Annotated in this window: 20 protein-coding genes; 10 read left to right on the top strand and 10 right to left on the bottom strand. The window is 41.5% G+C overall.

From position 1 onward, the window contains the following. The first annotated feature begins 69 nt into the window (after positions 1 to 69). The 8 genes from VSA01S_RS10910 to VSA01S_RS10875 all read left to right on the top strand — a co-directional run bounded on the left by VSA01S_RS10910 (position 70) and on the right by VSA01S_RS10875 (position 9055). Positions 70 to 747, top strand: a complete 678-nt coding sequence (locus VSA01S_RS10910) for a YjbF family lipoprotein (RefSeq protein ID WP_039981580.1) — start codon at positions 70 to 72, stop codon at positions 745 to 747. After that, positions 744 to 1520, top strand: coding sequence for a capsule biosynthesis GfcC family protein (locus VSA01S_RS10905; RefSeq protein ID WP_039981582.1), 777 nt, complete (start codon positions 744 to 746; stop codon positions 1518 to 1520). Before VSA01S_RS10910 ends, VSA01S_RS10905 begins: the two co-directional genes overlap by 4 nt. Before the next feature lie 2 nt (positions 1521 to 1522). Beyond that, entirely contained in the window at positions 1523 to 3718 is a 2196-nt protein-coding gene (locus VSA01S_RS10900; RefSeq protein WP_039981584.1) for a YjbH domain-containing protein, read from the top strand. A 247-nt stretch (positions 3719 to 3965) separates the two neighbouring features. Next, positions 3966 to 4907, top strand: coding sequence for an ADP-glyceromanno-heptose 6-epimerase (rfaD, locus tag VSA01S_RS10895; RefSeq protein WP_039981587.1), 942 nt, complete (start codon positions 3966 to 3968; stop codon positions 4905 to 4907). Positions 4908 to 5026: 119 nt separating this feature from the next. Further along, positions 5027 to 6016 (top strand): lauroyl-Kdo(2)-lipid IV(A) myristoyltransferase, encoded by a 990-nt coding sequence (gene lpxM / locus VSA01S_RS10890; protein ID WP_039981589.1) that lies wholly within the window; start codon positions 5027 to 5029, stop codon positions 6014 to 6016. After that, the gene (waaF, locus tag VSA01S_RS10885) at positions 6013 to 7071 is read left to right on the top strand and encodes a lipopolysaccharide heptosyltransferase II (protein ID WP_039981591.1); all 1059 of its coding nucleotides are present in this window, start codon (positions 6013 to 6015) and stop codon (positions 7069 to 7071) included. Before lpxM ends, waaF begins: the two co-directional genes overlap by 4 nt. Next, a complete protein-coding gene (gene waaA, locus VSA01S_RS10880; RefSeq protein ID WP_039981592.1) occupies positions 7065 to 8336 on the top strand; it encodes a lipid IV(A) 3-deoxy-D-manno-octulosonic acid transferase in 1272 nt (423 codons plus the stop codon). Before waaF ends, waaA begins: the two co-directional genes overlap by 7 nt. Continuing rightward, positions 8333 to 9055: a glycosyltransferase family 25 protein gene (locus tag VSA01S_RS10875; RefSeq protein ID WP_039981593.1), complete on the top strand. Its 723-nt coding sequence runs from the start codon at positions 8333 to 8335 to the stop codon at positions 9053 to 9055. The genes waaA and VSA01S_RS10875 overlap by 4 nt, the downstream gene beginning before the upstream one ends. Positions 9056 to 9094: 39 nt before the next feature. On the opposite strand, the gene VSA01S_RS10870 is transcribed toward VSA01S_RS10875, so the two are convergent. The 10 genes from VSA01S_RS10870 to VSA01S_RS10825 all read right to left on the bottom strand — a co-directional run bounded on the left by VSA01S_RS10870 (position 9095) and on the right by VSA01S_RS10825 (position 17565). Further along, a complete protein-coding gene (locus tag VSA01S_RS10870; RefSeq protein ID WP_158000779.1) occupies positions 9095 to 9934 on the bottom strand; it encodes a polysaccharide pyruvyl transferase family protein in 840 nt (279 codons plus the stop codon). A 615-nt stretch (positions 9935 to 10549) separates the two neighbouring features. Continuing rightward, a complete protein-coding gene (locus tag VSA01S_RS10865; protein WP_050567355.1) occupies positions 10550 to 11434 on the bottom strand; it encodes a glycosyltransferase in 885 nt (294 codons plus the stop codon). A 133-nt stretch (positions 11435 to 11567) separates the two neighbouring features. Then, positions 11568 to 12146, bottom strand: coding sequence for an acyltransferase (locus VSA01S_RS10860; protein WP_050567356.1), 579 nt, complete (start codon positions 12144 to 12146; stop codon positions 11568 to 11570). Positions 12147 to 12381: 235 nt separating this feature from the next. Continuing rightward, entirely contained in the window at positions 12382 to 13485 is a 1104-nt protein-coding gene (locus VSA01S_RS10855; protein ID WP_039981594.1) for a DegT/DnrJ/EryC1/StrS family aminotransferase, read from the bottom strand. A gap of 6 nt (positions 13486 to 13491) precedes the next feature. Next, positions 13492 to 13953 carry an acyltransferase gene (locus VSA01S_RS10850; protein ID WP_039981595.1) on the bottom strand — a complete coding sequence of 154 codons (462 nt, stop codon included), beginning with the start codon at positions 13951 to 13953 and terminating at the stop codon, positions 13492 to 13494. After that, on the bottom strand, positions 13950 to 14354 hold the full coding sequence (locus tag VSA01S_RS10845) for a sugar 3,4-ketoisomerase (protein WP_039981597.1): 405 nt from the start codon (positions 14352 to 14354) through the stop codon (positions 13950 to 13952). The genes VSA01S_RS10850 and VSA01S_RS10845 overlap by 4 nt, the downstream gene beginning before the upstream one ends. Then, complete coding sequence (gene rfbA / locus VSA01S_RS10840; RefSeq protein WP_039981599.1) at positions 14355 to 15221, bottom strand: glucose-1-phosphate thymidylyltransferase RfbA; 867 nt, start codon at positions 15219 to 15221, stop codon at positions 14355 to 14357. It abuts the gene before it with no gap. After that, positions 15221 to 16285, bottom strand: a complete 1065-nt coding sequence (gene rfbB / locus VSA01S_RS10835) for a dTDP-glucose 4,6-dehydratase (protein WP_039981601.1) — start codon at positions 16283 to 16285, stop codon at positions 15221 to 15223. The genes rfbA and rfbB overlap by 1 nt, the downstream gene beginning before the upstream one ends. 139 nt (positions 16286 to 16424) lie before the next feature. Further along, entirely contained in the window at positions 16425 to 17135 is a 711-nt protein-coding gene (locus VSA01S_RS10830) for a 3-deoxy-D-manno-octulosonic acid kinase (RefSeq protein ID WP_039981603.1), read from the bottom strand. Positions 17136 to 17160: 25 nt separating this feature from the next. Beyond that, entirely contained in the window at positions 17161 to 17565 is a 405-nt protein-coding gene (locus VSA01S_RS10825) for a diacylglycerol kinase (protein WP_039981605.1), read from the bottom strand. A gap of 107 nt (positions 17566 to 17672) precedes the next feature. On the opposite strand from VSA01S_RS10825, the gene VSA01S_RS10820 reads away from it, so the two are divergent. Both VSA01S_RS10820 and VSA01S_RS10815 read left to right on the top strand, forming a co-directional pair. Further along, complete coding sequence (locus VSA01S_RS10820; protein ID WP_039981607.1) at positions 17673 to 18719, top strand: glycosyltransferase family 9 protein; 1047 nt, start codon at positions 17673 to 17675, stop codon at positions 18717 to 18719. A gap of 49 nt (positions 18720 to 18768) precedes the next feature. Continuing rightward, positions 18769 to 19551, top strand: a complete 783-nt coding sequence (locus VSA01S_RS10815; protein WP_102857650.1) for a glycosyltransferase family 2 protein — start codon at positions 18769 to 18771, stop codon at positions 19549 to 19551. Position 19552: the final 1 nt, after the last annotated feature.

Here is a 19552-nt window from a genome sequence, read left to right as displayed (position 1 = left end):
GTTAGAGATAATCGCCCTGATTGATTCAGGGCGATTTTATTTGTAACAGCGTATTTACGAGAGAGCACCATGACACCTTTTCTATCTTCAACTTGGCGACGCCTGTTGATCGTTGCTCCTTTATTGGGTCTGCTTTTCGGCTGTACACAAAAATTTAATGATGTATCCGCCACCATTCAAGAAGCTTACAGTAACTATATCGACGTTGAGATGTCCGCCGATGAAATCAACGCCGTGCCTTATGCCAGCGCCTATTTAAAAATTGCCGACCAAAAACAAGTATTTGTGGTATTAGCATTTGCTGAGCCCAACCCATTAACAGGCAAGACCCAACTTAAATGGGTCAGTGCTGATAACGCCATGGTAGTGACCGAAAATGGGTATATCGTCAAAACTCTTGGTTTACAAGCGGGTAACCTTGCTGGGGTTTATGGTGACGTACCTAGCTACTCAACCACACCAACGATCAGTTACGCCCTTTCTTATGATTGGCCAAAACAATATCGCTATGGCTTTCCTGCTCAGGTGACACGTAACTATCAAGGCCAGCAAAGCGTAGAAACACCACTTAACACTGTTCAAGCCGACGTCTATGAAGAGCGAGTTGAGTTTCCGAGTTTATCCCGCGAAGTACACAACCGTTATTGGGTTAATGCTCAAGGAAAGGTGATTAAAACACGCCAACATCTAGGGCCTTCGATGGTGCCTGTCGAATTGACCATTCTAAGAGAGTACAGTAAATCATGAACAAAAGATGGTTACCTTTATCGCGCCTAGCGAAAATGATGACTTGGGCCACTTGGACATTGTTCTCTTCTGCGCTAACACAAGTACACGCTCAGCAAGATATTCCCTTACAAGTTGAACTGATTGACACGCAGCAAGCCTTACAATTTCAGCAACCTGCCCGCCTTGAGCAAGTTTTAAAACAGGCTCAAGCACAAGGTATGACTTTGCAGTACCCTTTAGCCGTGACGCTTTTTGATCGCTCTCCACAAGCTGAGCAAAGCAGCATGGCACGTAAAAATTCGGTGTTGAATCAAATGATTCAGCATAACCTCGTCACTCATCCAACTTATCAGTTTATTCAGCAGAGTCAATTTGCTCCGCGAGTGCTGTCTGGCGTCGATGTCGATGCGATTCGTCTAGATAAATTTGCCAATCCACGTTTAACCGGCCCACTGGCCCTGAGCGCTCCAGCACGAGAAGAAAACGTACTTTACTTGGGCAACCTCGATGGCCTTTACCGAGTCAGCAATTTGCCAGGTATCGCTTTAAAGGCGCAGCTTAACAGCCTAGCCTCAACAAAAGAGATCGCGACTCTGCCTCAACCGCCGATTCTGATTTACCCAGATGGAGAAGTGGTAGAGCCTCATCATGGCCGCTGGCTGACCACACAATATTACTTGCCACCACTGACCATGGTGTACATTCCATTTGAGGATTACCAAACCTCAAGCATGGATCAAGACATCGTCCAACTGCTTAGTCAGCGTATCCCGACTGCAACGAAGAAGTAACCATGAACCTGATTAGAACCCCTTTATCGCTCTGTTTAATCAGCCCAGCGTTGGTTTGGGCTCAAGAGATGCCTTTTGAAGTGCCACCACTGCAACCCTCTCAAATGGACTTTGGTGGCGTTGGCTTGATACAAATGCCAACTGGTCGTATGGCACCGGAAGGTGAATTTAACTTTGCCGTAACTGGCAGTGATGAATACCTGTTTTATAACGTTACTTTACAAGTGCTGCCTTGGCTAGAAACCACGCTGCGCTACACCCTAGTTAACGATATGTTGTACAGTGACGATGCTAGCTTTTCTGGTAAAACGAAATATACCGATAAGGGCATTGACTTTAAGGTTCGCTTATTAGAAGAGTCACATTATTTACCTGAGCTGTCAGTAGGCATTCGTGATTTTGCTGGTACTGGCTTATTTGATGGTGAATACTTCGCAGCCACCAAGCGCTACTCTCACCCCAGTGTCGGTACGTTTGATTTTACCTTGGGTTTAGGCTGGGGCTATTTAGGTACTCGTAACAATATCACGAACCCAGCCTGTAAAGCTTCCGATAAATACTGTACGCGCCCCTCTGACTTTAAAGGGAATGGCGGCAGTGTCGACTTTGAACGTTGGTTTAAAGGCACTTCGGCTCTCTTTGGTGGCATTGAATATCAAACCTTACATGCTCCACTGCGTTTTAAGCTTGAGTACGACAGTAACGACTATAGCGAAGATTTCCCTGTCATGCGCGGTGGCGTTAATATGACACCCCAAACGCCATGGAACATCGGTGTACTTTACCGCTTAGGCACCATGGCCGATCTGCGTTTAAGTTATGAGCGCGGGGATACTTTAGTCGCAGGGATTAGCCTCAATACTAACTTTAATGATATGCCATCGTTTTGGCGTGACACCCCAACTCCAGCGATAAGCCAACAGCAACCAGAGCAGTTGTCGGATGTTGATTGGCAACGTGTCACAGAAGATCTGGATAAAATTGCAGGCTATCAAAATACCCAACTTTATGTCGATGGTGACACAGTATCTGTCGTCGGTGAACAAAAGAAATACCGCGATCGTAAAGAAGCGCATGAAAAAGCCGCAGCGGTATTAACCAACCAGATGCCTCAAGAGATTGAGACTTTTACCATCAACGAGCGTAATGGCGGTATTTTAAGCAACCAAACCGTGATCGATAAAAACAAGTATCGCGACTTTGCTGAAGTAAATTACCTCAACCCAAGCATTGAAGATGCCACCTCCAACTCAAGTGCACAGCCGCAAGGGACACCCACTTATGATGGCTTTGAGCGTTTTGATTGGGGCTTCTCGCCAAAGCTGGCCCAAACATTGGGTAACCCTGAATCATTCTATTTATTCAGTGTTGGTTTAACTGGCAGCGCTTCCTACTGGCTGACTGATAATCTCGAATTTGGCGGCTCTCTCTACTGGGATTGGTACAACAACTACGATAAGTTTAACTTCGTCACTCCACCAGACGCGACCTCGGTTCCTCGCGTGCGTACCATGTTCCGTGCTTACCAAAATGAGCACCCTGTGACCATGTCTAACCTTCAAATGACGTGGTTCCAAGAGTATGGCGATAGTATTGATCAGCAAGTTTATGCCGGTTATCTCGAGAGTATGTTTGCAGGGGTTGGTACCGAAGTACTTTACCGCCCTCAAGGCGCAAACTGGGCCATTGGTGCCGATATTAACCTGATCTCTCAGCGTGATCCGCAAAGCTACTTTGGTATCTACGATCAAAAATGGCAGCAAACTCCTGAATACGGCCGCCCATTTGAAGTGATCGATAAAGGCTTTACTGGCTTTGTGTCTGGCTATTACTTCCCGCAATGGAATTTCCTACAAGACTTAATGATCCAAGTCGATGTCGGTCAGTTCTTAGCCGGTGATGTGGGTACTCAGATCAATGTCGCAAAACAGTTTAAGAGTGGTGTCATTGCCGGAGCGTTTGCTTCAATCAGTGATTTATCAGCTGATGAGTTTGGTGAGGGCAGCTTTACCAAAGGATTCTACGTCTCGATTCCTTTCGATATTATGACGGTTAAGCCAAGTAATAATCGTGCCTTCTTTAGCTGGCAGCCTCTCACTCGAGATGGTGGTCAAAAGCTAGGACGTAAATACAGCTTGATTGAGCTAACGGATGAACGTAATCCGTGGTATCAACGTCCGAATGCGTCTGGGGAGTAGGTTTTAGGGTCCTAGGGTCCTAGGGTCCTAGGGTCCTAGGGTCCTAGAAGGAGCATACAGGGTGTTTCGTGTGTTTCAATTGCTCTTGAATATATTTTTGGTATACGGAATATGGGAAAGGCTCTAGGTCCTAGGTCCTAGGTCCTAGGTCCTAAAGACTAGGACCTTGTTTACCTCCTATCAATAGCGCTACTTTCCGTTTCTTGCTAAAATTCTGAAGAAAATTTTAATCTATGGTGGAAGTCTTATGATCATCGTAACTGGTGGTGCTGGCATGATTGGTAGCAATATTGTTAAAGCACTCAATGAAGCAGGAATTAACGATATTCTGGTGGTTGATAACCTGAAAAACGGTAAAAAGTTTAAAAATCTGGTTGATCTGGATATCACCGATTACATGGATCGTGATGACTTTCTTACACAAGTGATGGCTGGCGATGATTTCGGTCCTATCGAAGCGGTATTTCATGAAGGGGCTTGCTCTGCGACGACCGAGTGGGACGGCAAATATATGATGCTCAATAACTACGAGTATTCAAAAGAGCTTCTGCATTACTGCTTAGACCGCGAAATTCCTTTCCTTTATGCTTCATCTGCTGCCACATATGGCGAAACTGAAACCTTCATTGAAGAACGTGAGTACGAAGGTGCTCTTAACGTTTACGGTTACTCAAAACAGCAGTTCGATAACTACGTACGCCGCTTATGGCAAGATGCCGAACAACATGGTGAGAAACTGTCGCAAGTCACTGGCTTCCGTTACTTTAATGTTTATGGCCCACGTGAAGATCACAAAGGCAGCATGGCCTCTGTTGCTTTCCACTTGAATAACCAAATGAACGCAGGTGAAAATCCAAAACTGTTTGCAGGTAGCGGCCACTTTAAGCGTGACTTTGTTTATGTCGGCGATGTTGCAGCGGTTAACCTGTGGTTTTTAAACCATTCTGTGTCAGGTATTTTTAATTTGGGCACAGGTAATGCTGAGTCTTTTGAAGAGATTGCCAAAGCGGTGATCCAATACCATGGCAAAGGTGAAATTGAGACCATCCCATTCCCAGAGCACTTAAAAGGTGCTTACCAAGAATTCACTCAGGCCGATCTTACTAAGCTTCGTGCGGCTGGCTGTGACGTCGAATTCAAAACCGTAGCACAAGGTGTCGCAGAATATCTTGCGATACAAAACGGTTAATCTTATTGCTATCAAACAAGGCAGGATATCCCCTGCCTTAATTCATTCTGTTATAGTTAAAAATATCAATTAAGTGATGAGCGACGGCTTTTCCCTTTGTACTAGGTACTTGCAAACTGATGACTGAACAACGTAATGACTTCGATCCTAAGGCCTATAACCCAGTCTTTCAGCGCCATTTCCTTGCGCCCAAATATTGGATCACTTGGCTTGGGGTGATACTTGCTGTGCCTCTTTCTCTGCTGCCTTTTAGCCTGCAAAAATGGCTGGCAAAAATCATCGCCAGCAAAATGGTTAAGTCTTCCAAAGGCCCAGCTCATCGAATTAGAGTGAACTTTGAGCTGTGTTTTCCGGAAAAACCATTTGCAGAACGTGAAGTTTTAATTGAAAAGACACTTTATACCGCCGCTTTGTTTTTCTTTCGCTTTGGCTTACTCAGCTTACGTTCGTCTGAGTGGTTGCAGCAACGTTGCCAGATCCGTGGTTTAGACATCCTACAAAAGCACATCGATAACGATGAGAAAGTCATTTTGATGGTGCCACATTCTTGGGCTATTGACGTGCCAGCGGTATTGCTTGCTTCAATGGGCATGCCGGTATCAGCCATGGCAAAGAAACAGAAAAACGAAGTCGCAGATTGGTTGATGCACCGACAACGAGTGCAATATGGCGGCCGCGTTTACGAACGCTCTGGCGGTATTAAGCCGTTTTTAAAATCGATTCGCGATGGGTATATTGGCTACTACCTGCCCGATCAGGATCATGGTCCTGAGCACAGTGTGTTTGTCGATTTTTTTGCCACTCGTAAAGCCACCCTGCCTGGCTTAGGTAAAATTGCCAAACTATCACGCGCTAAAGTGTTGCCTATGTTCGCCTCAATAAATAGCGAAGATGGCTCGTTTGATATCGAAATCTTACCGGCGTTCGAGTTAGACAAAGGTGAAGAACAAGATGCACGTACTTGTAACCAAGCAATTGAGTACTTTGTTGCCAGTAAACCTGAGCAGTATATGTGGATACTGCAACTGCTCCGCTCACAAGAAAATGGCAATAATTATTACAACCTCTTTAAACCAAGATATGACTCTGACTGGCAAATAGAAAAATGAAAAAGATCTTAATTATTGGCCCATCTTGGGTTGGTGATATGGTGATGTCCCAGTCACTGTACATCGTTTTAAAGCAGCTTCATCCACAAAGCCAAATTGACGTGATTGCACCCGGTTGGTGTAAACCCATTCTTGAGCGTATGCCAGAGATCCACCAAGCGATTGAAATGCCTATCGGTCATGGTGAGTTCAACTTATTGGGTCGCCGTGAAATTGGCAAGTCTCTACGTGAAAAGCAATATGATCACGCTTATATTCTGCCTAAGTCGGCAAAATCTGCCCTGATTCCTTGGTTTGCCAATATCCCGCTTCGCACGGGCTGGAAAGGCGAAATGCGTTACGGGCTGCTTAATGACTTGCGTCCAAATATGAAGTCTTTTGAATTCATGGTTGAACGCTATGTAGCATTAGCCTATTCACAAACGGAGATGATTGACTCGTCCTCACTGGGTGGTTTAGAAACCCTACCTCGCCCTAGCCTGTTTATTAATAAACAAGAACAAGGCGCAGCGATTTCTAAGTTTAATCTCAACCAAGAAGCGCCTGTTATTGGCCTATGCCCGGGTGCGGAATTTGGCCCTGCGAAAAAATGGCCCGAAGCGCACTATGCAGAAGTCGCCTCAGCGATGGCGCATTCAGGAAAGCAAGTGTGGCTATTTGGCTCACAAAAAGACCTTGAGACCTGTAACAACATCAAGCAATTAGTCCCTCAGGAACATCAGCACCAAATTTATGTTTTAGCCGGGCAAACAAACCTGATTGAAGCGGTTGATCTGCTGGCGGCCTGTCAAACTGTAGTAGCAAACGACTCAGGCCTTATGCACGTCGCCGCTGCCGTTGGTTGTAACGTGGTGGCGGTCTATGGTTCAACATCTCCAAAGTACACTCCACCACTAGCGGAAAAAGTGGAGATTGTTCACACCGACATTGACTGCCGTCCATGCTTTAAGCGTGAGTGTGAGTTTAAGCACCTTAAGTGTTTAACTGAGTTATCCCCAAAGCAAGTGCTCGGTAGTATTCAAAAACTGGAAGCAATAACGGTCAGCTCATGCTAATTCGAGGCCTATATACTTTATTACTCACCATCGCTTCTCCTTTGCTACTGTTTGGTTTGTATAAAACCAAACCAAACAAACCCAAGTTTGGCCAACGATGGAAAGAGCATTTTGGTATTACTCCAAAGCTAGAAGCAGCTGAGCCCCCCATTTGGATTCATGCGGTTTCGGTAGGTGAAAGCATCGCTGCTATCCCACTCATTAAAGAGTTAAAAAAGAAAAATCCAACCCAACCTATTTTGGTTACCACCACAACCAGCACTGGTGCAGAACAAATTGCTAAGTTGGGTGACTTAGTTGAACACCGCTATATGCCTATCGATTTTAGCTTTGCCGTGAAAGGCTTTCTGAAGGCAATACGCCCAAAGCAAATGCTGATCATCGAAACCGAGCTTTGGCCAAACACACTTAATGTTGTCCATAATGCGGGAATCCCTATCATCGTGGTCAACGCTCGCCTATCTGAAAAGTCGTGTAAGAACTACGCCAAAGTTCAGCCACTGTTTAACCTATTAGCCCCTTGTCTGGATAAAGTACTTTGCCAGACCGAGTCAGATGCCAAGCGTTTCGAACGTTTAGGGGTCGAGAAAAACAAACTTTTTGTTACAGGCTCAATAAAGTTTGATATTCAAATATCGGATACTGTTAGAGAGCAAGGCAAAGCACTGCGTAATGAACTTGGCTGCGATCGCCCAGTCTGGATTGCAGCAAGTACCCACAAAGGTGAGGACGAGCAAGTTCTTGAAGCGCATAAACAAGTTCTAGAGTCACACCCTGACGCACTATTGATTCTTGTTCCTCGCCATCCAGAACGTTTCGACAACGTATTTGAGCTTTGCCAGAAGCTAGACTTTGAAACTGCTCGCCGTACAAGCCAAGAAGCTGTAACAGCATCGACCCAAGTTTATCTTGGAGATACCATGGGTGAGATGTTGGTCTTGATGGGCGCTGCTGATATCTGCTTTATGGGTGGTAGCTTAGTTGGTGATAGAGTTGGTGGACATAATGTGTTGGAGCCGGCAGCATTAGGGATCCCTGTGATTACCGGGCCAAGTTATTATAACTTCCAAGACCTGGTTACTAAGATGCTTCATAAGAAGGTTATCAAACTAATTGGGTCACCTAACGAGATGAGCCTAAAGGTTGAAGCTATGTTTCAAAATGCGTTAGCAAAAGGTGTCGTTCAAGAAAACCTCCTTAGCTTTGTCAACGATAATGTTGGTGCGCTAACTAAGACCATTAGATGTATTGAGAGTATAAAATGAAAGTTTTTGTTATTAACTTGAAACGCTCAGTTGATAGAAGAGTTCGCATGGAAAATACACTCAACAAAGCCAACATACCATTCGAATTTATAGAAGCGGTAGATTCCTCTGTGCCAAATTTTCTATACTCTGAACGTAGCAATGACGCTCTTACCCGAAAACGATTTGGCTATAGGCTAGTTGAGAACGAAATTGCTTGCTTCTCTAGTCACCACCTAGCCTGGGAGAAGTGCTTGGAGGTAAACGAACCAATACTGATTCTAGAAGATAACTGCGACTTATTGCCTGAATTTTTTGACGTGTTTTCACGTTTCGACACATTGGCGGAGCAATACGACTTTCTAAAACTTGCAGCAACCAAGCCTAAATCATTTAAAGTCATATCTTCAGTTAATAACAAACTTGATATTGTACGCTTCAACAAACGCACATGCGGTATTATGGGATATATTCTAACTCCGCATGCAGCTTCGAAATTCATAAAAAACGCAATTCAGTTTATAGAGCCTGTAGATGACTACATGGAAAAACCGTATAAACATGGTGTATCCACGTATGTTTTAAGACCAGATATTGTCAAAAGAGCCGATATTCCATCAACAATTGGCAGTTGTCGAAAAGATAAATCTGATATAAATCTCTGCAATAAGATATACATTGAACTTTTTAGACTCTACGAACAAATTCAAGACAGGCTTGTAGTTCACCGAGATAAGTGAAGAAAAATATGCCCCGATATTTTAGTTTCGGGGCATATCTTATTGTTTAAAAGGACAGCTATCTAAAAGAGGTTGAATATCTATTTTTATGTCATAGTTCTTTGGTAACTCATAGAGCTCTTCGATACTAGTGGAAGACGATACTTTGATAGGCAAATTACACTCTCGTCCAACTGAAAGGTAGTAATCGAAGAATTTAAACTCACCTCCTTCCACCGAGTCATCAAAAGAAATATGGTGAGCAGGCACGCCATAAGCGTCAGCAACAATAATTCCGTGTAACGAGCTTGAAACAATTAGCTCACAAGACGCGATTTCATCGATAAACTCCTGAACATCATCAGTTTCGATATCAATTATTTTTACATCATCAGGAAATTTTTGATTAAAGAATGCATCATTTTTATTGTTGTAATGCGGAATAATACCTAACTTATACATGACACCAGAGTTGCTAGGCTGTATTAGCGATGGCAAAACTAAAGCGGGATCACCATAGACCGCCGGGCAGTCAATCCCCCGGGCGAGCAAGACCTCCCTTGTTTTAGGCCCTCTTACTGCATAAACTTTCTTGGGTTTAAATAGTGGCGTTTTTCTATCCGATATAATACCACTCCCCCACACGATTGCATTGTCATTAGAAGACTGTAAGACAGAGCCAATGACTAGGTGATGTTCTTTATCAGATTTATCGGATGACCAAATTGCTTTCTTTCCAGATAGCTTTTCTACAATGAATTTATTTACAACATCACCAAAATTAAGGCGACCATTCCACCAATGCAATGCAATTTCCGAAGAGGAGTCCACTCCTTTGGCTTTATCATATTTATATGACAAACGTTTTAGAAAACCCCGAAAGCCTTTGTAGTTTTTCACCTTACCTCCTACTGATAAATGGGTTTTAATTGATACTCATAAAACGTAAAATGTCTTTCTATTAAACATTACGTCTAGTTATAGAATAGCTGTTCTCGAGTTTATTCGTTACGCTTGATTGAGACGTTTTCATCGATATCGGCTTTAGGCTCTGGATTTTTGATACTTAGGCGAAAGTCTTGCCCTTAGAAGATGTTTTCGCCAAACAGACTGAGTCTTTAACTAAGTTTCATCATGTAACTTCCTGTAGTAATGTAAAAAGTTAAACCTTGATACTACCTTTCAGAAAATAATGAATTAAATAGTATATCAAAGTAATTCTCTTGCCAATGTACATGACGTCACTTCAAATCCTTTAATAGAGTACATTTCAATCTATCTAGGTTACTTTACTTCCAACCACACCCTGTTGATTAAAGAATTTATAAAAATTCATTATACGCACCTTTTATTTCATTCACATCAATTGGTGTATTGTGTATTAGTTGTTTCTTCATATATTGAGCGACTAATAAAAATGCAAAAAATCACCAAGCTGCAAATTTTTATAAACACCATTTATCTATATCATTAATAATAAATTAACAATAACGAATAGAATAGGAATAGTATCATTCATTTAAACTTGAATCGTTTATTTAAAGAAACCTGATTAAATAGCAACTTAAATCGTATACCTATTTTTCTTATACCTTTACTTGCCGCTTTATCTTTCTTCAAACTAATATATTCAATCCAATTATTGACTAACTTTAAATTCTGATCCGATATTAAATCTAGCTTTCTTGCTATCTCAATATCTTTGAGATATTGTTTTTTTATTCTTTCATGTTTCATTTTAACTATATTGGTTGGAGCAGATAATGAATTATCATGAATTCGATAGTAAATACCAGGACTATTAATAACCATACCATCCCCTAAGTATAACCCTCTAAGTAAGAAAGGGGTATCTTCTGTCGGACAAAGCGAATCTAAGCCATTAAATGTGTCAAATAAACTACGTCTAAACACTCTTGATGCTCCACTAGCCATAATTTTTTTTCCTGAAGTATAATCAGAAATAGAAAAGCGAAGGTCACCATCTAGACGGGATAAACGTCCAATACTCTTTCCATTTTCATCAATTTTTTCATCATTAAAAGACAAAAACGAAATTTTTTCGTTCTGATTGAAACACTCTACAGCTTTGCTAACCCTTGACGATAATGATATATCATCCCCTGCAGCTATAGCGATTAACTCCCCTGTCGCTTTAGCCATGGCAACATTAAAATGCTCAGCAATACCGATGTTTTTTTTATTTTTATTAAGAATGATATTTTTATTTGGGTACTGAGCACAAGTTTTTTCAATAATTTCGAATGTATCATCACTCGAGCAATCATCTGAAAAAATAAATTCTATACTTTCATAGTCTTGCTCAAGTGCGGATCTTATCGCTGATTCAATAAACTTTGATTGGTTATAAGCCAGTAAAACAAATGAGACCTTTATCATATTTTATTACCCTGTTCCATTTACACTTAATTTGATAATTAGACTAAGTCAACAAATCATATCAAATAGTTTAAGAAGCAAATTAAGGTATCCCCTCAAACACATTGTATATGTTTATAATTTATGGGAAATTTTATATTCGCCTAACCACTTTAGCGGGGTTCCCAGCAGCCATCACGTTATCAGGTATATCTTTAACAACAATTGACCCTGCCGCTATAATTGAATTTTCCCCGATATTTACACCCTTATAAATCTTAACATCATTACCACAAAATACATTGTCATTTATAATTACATCTCCGGATTTAATATTTGATGGTGCAAATCTATTTTTTGGGTCTAAATCGTGAAAATCTGATGTCACTATAGACAGATTGGCTCCAAACAGGCAGTTATCTCCTATTATAATATTTGCATCTCTCGTTATTAAAGAAAAGCCATTATTAAAAACGCAATTATCACCAACTTTTATAAAGTCAGTTGAAAGCCTGCAATCAATATAACCATAACTCGAAAAGAAATCAGGGCTTGATTTCACTCCAAAAAATGTATTTTCCCCAAATGAAAAATTAAGATTGTTCTTAAAAAGAATAGGGTAATAACTATATTTAACCCAATACCTCTTATCCGACAACATATAGTACTTATATTTTCTCAAGTAGATTAAACAACGACGTAAAAATCTACCAAACTCACGCTTAATTTTCATTTTTAGTACACCTAAACATTCTAAAATAACTATATCAGACCATTTTATTTAATCTACACATAATGGCTTGAGTATAAACATTATAAAAAGTTGCGTGATGAACCAATAGCAGATAAAGGTAAAATAGAAGCTGTTAGCATCACCACACATGTTCATTGTCAGTTTTGAATAAACCACGTCAAAACATCATCAACCATCAAAAAATCCGTTATCGCTGTTACTTTGAGTAAAATATTTACGCCTTGAACTCGTTCACCAATTGAATGACTTTGGTTACAGCTTCATTATCCATTGTTGGATCCATTGGCAATGAAATTATTTGCTGATGAATCATTTCTGTAACCGGATTTAACAAGTCATTCAATTCACTGTAGGCCATTTGTTTATGAGGTGGTATTGGATAATGAATCAGTGTTTGAACATCATTTTGAGAAAGCCAATTTTGCAGTGCTTCACGTTGTTCACACCGAACAACAAATAGATGCCACACATGCTCTGCTTCATTTTCCACTTTAGGCAAGATGACTAATGAGTTATTGATTTCAGCTCTATAGCGCTTAGCAATTTCCTGACGACGCAACGTTTCAGCATCGAGATGATGAAGTTTAACCCTCAGCATTGCTGCTTGAATTTCATCTAATCGACTATTTACACCTTGATATAAATTTTCGTATTTCTTGTGAGAGCCGTAATTGCGCAGCGCCCTCAGAGTTTGTGCTAACTCATCATCATTAGTTGTAATAGCACCCGCATCACCTAACGCGCCAAGGTTTTTGCCAGGATAGAAACTAAAACCAGCAGCATCCCCCCAATTACCTGCTTTCTTACTATGAATCAGAGCCCCATGAGCTTGAGCACAGTCTTCCAATACTAGTAAATCGTGCTCTTTTGCAATTTGCATGATCTCCGGCATTGGTGAAATTAGGCCGTATAGATGAACAGGCAAAACAGCTTTTGTTCTTGGGCTGATTGCAGCCTCAATGCCCTCTTTCGTTAAGTTGTAAGTATCAATATCTGGTTCAACTAACACAGGCACTAAATTGTTTTCTGTGATGGCTAGAATGCTTGCGATATAAGTATTTGCAGGAACGATAACTTCATCACCTTCTAAAAGTTTACCTAACTCTTTCCAAGCTCGAAGGACTAAGGTGAGAGCATCCAAACCATTTGCCACACCGACAGCATATTTAGTTCCGCAATATGCAGCAAACTCAGCCTCGAATTTAGTTAGTTCATTGCCCATAATATACCAGCCGGAATCAATCACGCGAGCACATGCTTCTTTTAGTTCTTTTTGGTATTGCTGATTAATACTTTTTAAATCTAGAAATGGAATCACGCTATTCTAAGCCTCAGTATATCTAATTATTTTTGCTGGATTGCCAATAACAACAGCCATCGCGGGCACATCTTTAGTAACAACAGAGCCAGCGCCTACCATTGCATTTTGTCCAATGGTAACACCCGGCAATATAGTTGCATTAGCACCGATAGATGCGCCTTTCTGAATTTGAATTTTTGAAAACGACTCTGGGTACTGTTTTGAGCGCGGGAACTTGTCATTCGTAAATGCAACGCAAGGGCCAATAAACACATCATCTTCTAAAACAATACCATCCCAAAGATAAACGCCATTTTTAACCGTAACCCGATCACCAAGAACAACATCATTTTCTACGAAGGTATGCGCGCATAAATTACAGTCTTCGCCTATTTGCGCACCAGAAAGAACCACTGAAAATTGCCATATTGTAGTCCCCTTGCCTATTTTTGAAGAAGAAACATCACTTAGCGGATGAATTTTCATAATTCTACCTCTCTAAGAAAAGCGTCATAATTACGAATATAATCACTCTCATCATATACATCACTAGCAAGCACTAACAGTACACAATCTTCAGAAAAATTACTCATCTCATGCCATTGCATTACATCAATCAATAATCCTTGACTAGGTGAACTTAATCTAACAATTTCTTTCTTATGACCGTTATCCATCAAAATATCACAACTACCTTTTAAGCAAACCGCCACTTGAACAAGCTCTCTATGAGCATGAAAACCACGTGGTAAATCAGACTGCATACCGAATAAGTAATAAACACGCTTAATGCCAAAAGGAATGAGTTTGTTTGCTTCTAAAGCGACAAGGCTTCCTCTTTCATCACCAATGACTGGAAAATCAATCCAACGAATGAGCTTTTTCATTTATTCTTCCAACAATGCTAACAGGTACTGGCCATATTCATTTTTAGCTAAAGCACAACCTGCTTTAGACAACTGTTCATTCGACAACCACCCTTGGCGCCAGGCAATCTCTTCTAAACAAGCGACTTTCAAACCTTGAACGTTCTCAATGGTTTGCACAAAGGAAGATGCTTCATGCAAACTTTCATGAGTGCCTGTATCTAGCCAAGCAAAGCCTCGACCCAATAACTCAACATTTAGCAAACCATTGTTCAAGTACATATCATTTAAAGTTGTAATTTCCAACTCCCCACGTTCAGAAGGTTTCACTTTCTTGGCCATTTCGACCACGTGGTTATCATAGAAATACAGGCCAGTGACAGCATAGTTTGACTTTGGCGCTGATGGCTTTTCTTCAATAGATACGGCTCTCATATTGGCATCAAATTCCACCACACCAAATCGCTCCGGGTCTTTGACTTGATAACCGAAAACTGTTGCTCCGATCTTTCTTTCAACAGCATTTTGTAAAATAGGTGTAAAGCCTTGCCCATAGAAGATATTATCCCCCAGCACTAAGCAAACGCTGTCGTCACCGATAAATTCTTCACCAATAATGAATGCTTGAGCTAAACCATCTGGCGTGGGTTGGGTTGCGTATTGCAGTTCAATACCAAAGTCAGAGCCATCACCAAGCAAGCGCTGAAAACCTTCTTGATCCTCAGGAGTGGTAATTACCAAAATTTCACGAATACCAGCAAGCATAAGTACCGACAGCGGGTAGTAAATCATTGGCTTATCATAAACGGGCAATAACTGTTTCGATACGCCTCGTGTGATCGGGTAAAGACGAGTACCTGAACCACCAGCAAGAATAATACCTTTCATTATTCACCTGCTCCGAGTCTTTCTAAACTGTATGAACCATCCAAAACACGTTGCCACCACTGTGGGTTACTTAAGTACCATTCAACCGTTTTTCTAATGCCACTTTCAAACGTTTCTTCAGGCGTCCAGTTCAGCTCTTGAGCAATTTTTGTTGCATCAATGGCATAGCGTATATCATGACCAGGCCTGTCTTTCACATAGGTGATCAACGATTCATAAGATTCAACATCTGCAGGTTTGTTTGGGCGAAACTCTTCAAGTAGAGAGCAAATGGTTTTCACCACTTCAATGTTCGCTTTTTCATTGTGACCACCAATGTTATATGTTTCACCGATTTCACCCTCAGTAACGACTTTGTAAAGAGCACGAGCATGATCTTCGACGAACAGCCAATCACGGATTTGCATACCATCGCCATAAACTGGCAACGGTTTGCCATCTAATGCATTAAGGATCATTAGAGGGATTAATTTCTCTGGAAAATGGTAAGGTCCATAGTTATTCGAACAATTAGTAACAACGGTTGGGAAACCGTAAGTTCGCTGCCACGCTCGAACAAGATGATCGCTGGATGCTTTAGAAGCGGAGTACGGACTGCTTGGTGCATAGGATGTGGTTTCAGTAAACAAATCATCCGTATCTTCTAGGTCACCATATACTTCGTCGGTAGAAATATGATGAAAGCGGAAAGCGGCTTTGCGTGTATCATCCAGTGTCGACCAATATTGGCGAGCCGATTCAAGAAGGTGATATGTTCCAATGACATTGGTTTCAATAAATGCCGCAGGTCCATCAATGGAACGATCTACGTGAGACTCAGCCGCAAGGTGCATCACAAGATCAGGTTGATGCTTTTCAAATACGCGATCAAGCTCGTCACGTTGACAGATATCAACCTGCTCAAAATGGTAACGCTCACTATCCGATACTTCCGCTAAGGACTCTAAATTGCCCGCATAAGTCAATTTATCTAAGTTAATGACGGTATCTTTTGTATCACCAATGATGTGTCTTATGACTGCAGAGCCAATAAAACCAGCACCGCCAGTTACGAGTATTTTCATTATGAATGTTACCTGCTTAATATTGCGCTCACGTAAAGTGCAACAGTTCTTATTTCATTGTAGTAGTTAACTATGCGCTAAACTAAATGACTTAGCTTTGACATAAACAAAGCATAAATTTTCTGGAGCGTTACTAGCCCTAACGACTTAAAGAATATGCCGTTTTAAGTACATCAAAATCCTTCTCTTGCCAATGTATCTGGCGTTGCTTCAATTCTTTAAAAAAAGAGCGCTTCAAACGCTCTAAATTGCCTTGCTTCCAATCACCATCCGATTGCTGACGGCATTTGTCAAAATCGATGAGCCATACTTTTTCCTGATTATCAATCAGAATATTGTGAATGTTCAGATCAGTATGATTCACATTAACGTTATGCATCTTGGCAATTTCTTGCCCTATCTTCTGATACATGGCTTCCGATAATGGCTTTTCTTGCAAAAAACTAACCAAGTCTTGAGCATTGGGAATTCTTTCGCTCAAAAGATCCGCTTGGTAAGTTAAGCCAGTTTTAACTGCGCGCGCAGCAATCGGTCGAGGGACATTCACACTAGATTCAATCAGCACTCTGAGCAGATTAAACTCTTGTAGGCTACGAGTCTGCTCCCATCCAGTAAACCAATAGTGATCTTCAACCAACTTACCAAATAAACCACCACGACGATAATGGCGTAAAGCGGCTTGTAAATCATTAAGTTGGATAAACCATGTGGTTCCACGCCCGGATGCGCTGCCCACCACTTTATCTTGCTCTTGCCAATATTGAGCATCAAACAGCGATTGGCGTGGGTTGGAAATGATTTGGTCATCAAACCAAATCATACTATTGTCCTGTTGGTGGCACTTAATCATGGTTTACACTCAGATGATGATAGTATTATAAATAATGACCAGCAAGAATGTACAGCCATACAAAGCCAGCGAATAGCATAGCGACCAAAACTGCAGCAGAGCCAATGTCTTTTGCTCGACCACTGAGTTCATGGTACTCCGTACCGACTCGGTCAACAACGGCTTCTATAGCTGAGTTAAGTAACTCTACAATCAATACCAATACCACCACCCCTAGCATGACAATACGCTCTATAATGCTTAAATCTAAAAAGCAAACGGATATGATGGCAATGACCAGCAGTACAAGTTCTTGACGAATGGCAGCTTCATATTTAAAAGCGGCTTTTAAACCTTGTATAGAGAACCCCGTAGCTTTGATGATGCGAGTTAAACCAGTATTACCCGGTTTACCAGAGGTTGGCGTTGAATTAGGCTGTTTTTGTGGCATCGTTTTCTTCTTTCTTTGATTATAATAATTGGAATTGCCCATTTTACATTTATTAGCAATATCTGCATAATTTACTTGCTCTTAAATTATCTTACTAGACAGACATTATGTTCACTTCAGCTCCTGCTTCTCTGTGTATTTTACGATTATCCGCCTTGGGTGATGTGTGTAATGCCATTGCAACTGCTCAGGCGATTCAAAAACAATGGCCTACGACGAAAATTACTTGGATAACCAGCGAGCTCGAAGCTCAACTCCTCCAAGCAGTAGAAGGCGTCGAGATCATTATTTTTGATAAAAAAGCAGGGCTCAAAGGCTATCAATCTGTGTGGCGTCAGTTAAAAGATCGTGAGTTTGATGCCTTGCTGCACATGCAGTATGCACTTCGAGCCAGTGTGGTCACTTTAGGCATAAAAGCTAAGTACACCCTAGGTTTTGCTGCCGATCGCAGTCAAGATTTTCAAACTTTATTTACCAACGTAAAAGTCCCTTCCCCACCTTCACTGCATGTAGCAGATGGACTGCTGGCCTTCGCTTATCAGCTAGGGGTAACTCCTGCAGAGCCCACTTGGTTTTTAACTTATCCCGAAACAGATAGAGCGTGGGCAAATGCACTGCTCCAGAAAGATACACCACATTTACTGCTCGTTCCAGGTGCTAGTAAAGCCTATAAGAACTGGCATGCTCAGGGCTATGTCGATGTCATTAACCATGCCCGCCAAAAAGGCTGGCAAGTTATCTTGGCAGGAAGTCCGGCAACCGTGGAAGTTGATCTTGCAGAAAGTATTCAGTCATTACTGAGCGAACCTTGTCTAAACTTGGTAGGCAAAAGCTCAATTATGCAAATGCTGGCGCTGATTGATCACGTTGAGATGGTCATTTCGCCTGATACTGGCCCTGCCCATATAGCCAGCGCTATGAACACTCCTGTGATTGGTTTATATGCTCATCACAATCCAGCTCGTGTTGGGCCTTATCACTATTTGCAATACGCCGTCTCAGTGTATGAAGAGGCTATCTTGGCTGAAACAAACAAAACCAGCCAACAACTGAGCTGGAGAACACGTGTGAAAGATGAAAAAGCGATGAATAGAATTTCCAGTCAATGCGTTATCGCCATGTTTGATCGCGTTTTACAAGATGTATATTCTTAATATCAATAAACTACATTGACGAACGACACAACTCAATCAGGAGATGACCTTGTCTAAACCCACGTTGGCAGTCGCCTTAATTGTAAAGAATGAAGAAAAACACCTTCAAGCTTGTCTAGAGACAGTAAAAGATTGGGTTGATGAGATTGTCTTGCTGGATTCAGGAAGCACTGATCAAACTGAAGCAATTGCAAGACAATATACCGATAAATTCTACACCAATTTAGAATGGCCGGGCTTTGGTAAGCAGCGTCAGTTAGCTCAAAATTATGTTGAATCTGACTTTGTTCTTTGGCTCGATGCCGATGAACGAGTGACTGATACACTGCGCCAAGACATACTTCATGTGATTAGCCAGCACGAAGAAGGGGTTATTTACCGTATTAATAGACTTACGACAGCCTTTGCCAAAGAAATCCGCTACTCAGGGTGGTCACCAGATTGGGTTGTACGCCTATATAAAACTTCAGATACAAAATACAACGATGCACTCGTGCATGAAAGCGTTATGATACCTGATGGATTTAAGGTTGTGTCATTAAAGGGCCGCTTAAAACATTTTACCTATGAGAAATTGAGTGAATATACCCGAAAAACGCAGCTTTACATGCAGTCGTGGGCAGATCAGCGCGAAGGGAAAAAATCCGCCTCTCTGCTTGGAGCCTTTTCACACGGCTTTTTTCGTTTCTTTAAAATGTATGTCATCAAGCGTGGCTTTCTAGATGGACGACATGGATTTTTACTCGCGGTATTGAGTGCCAATACCACTTTTACTCGCTACGCCGACTTATGGCTGCGTGACTACGTCAAGAAACACATTAAAGAACAATAGT

The organism is Vibrio sagamiensis NBRC 104589 (genome assembly GCF_007990935.1).
GTDB classification, from domain to species: domain Bacteria; phylum Pseudomonadota; class Gammaproteobacteria; order Enterobacterales; family Vibrionaceae; genus Vibrio; species Vibrio sagamiensis.
Note: the sequence above shows the minus strand (reverse complement) of the source record. Positions and strands in the feature narration are given on the sequence as shown.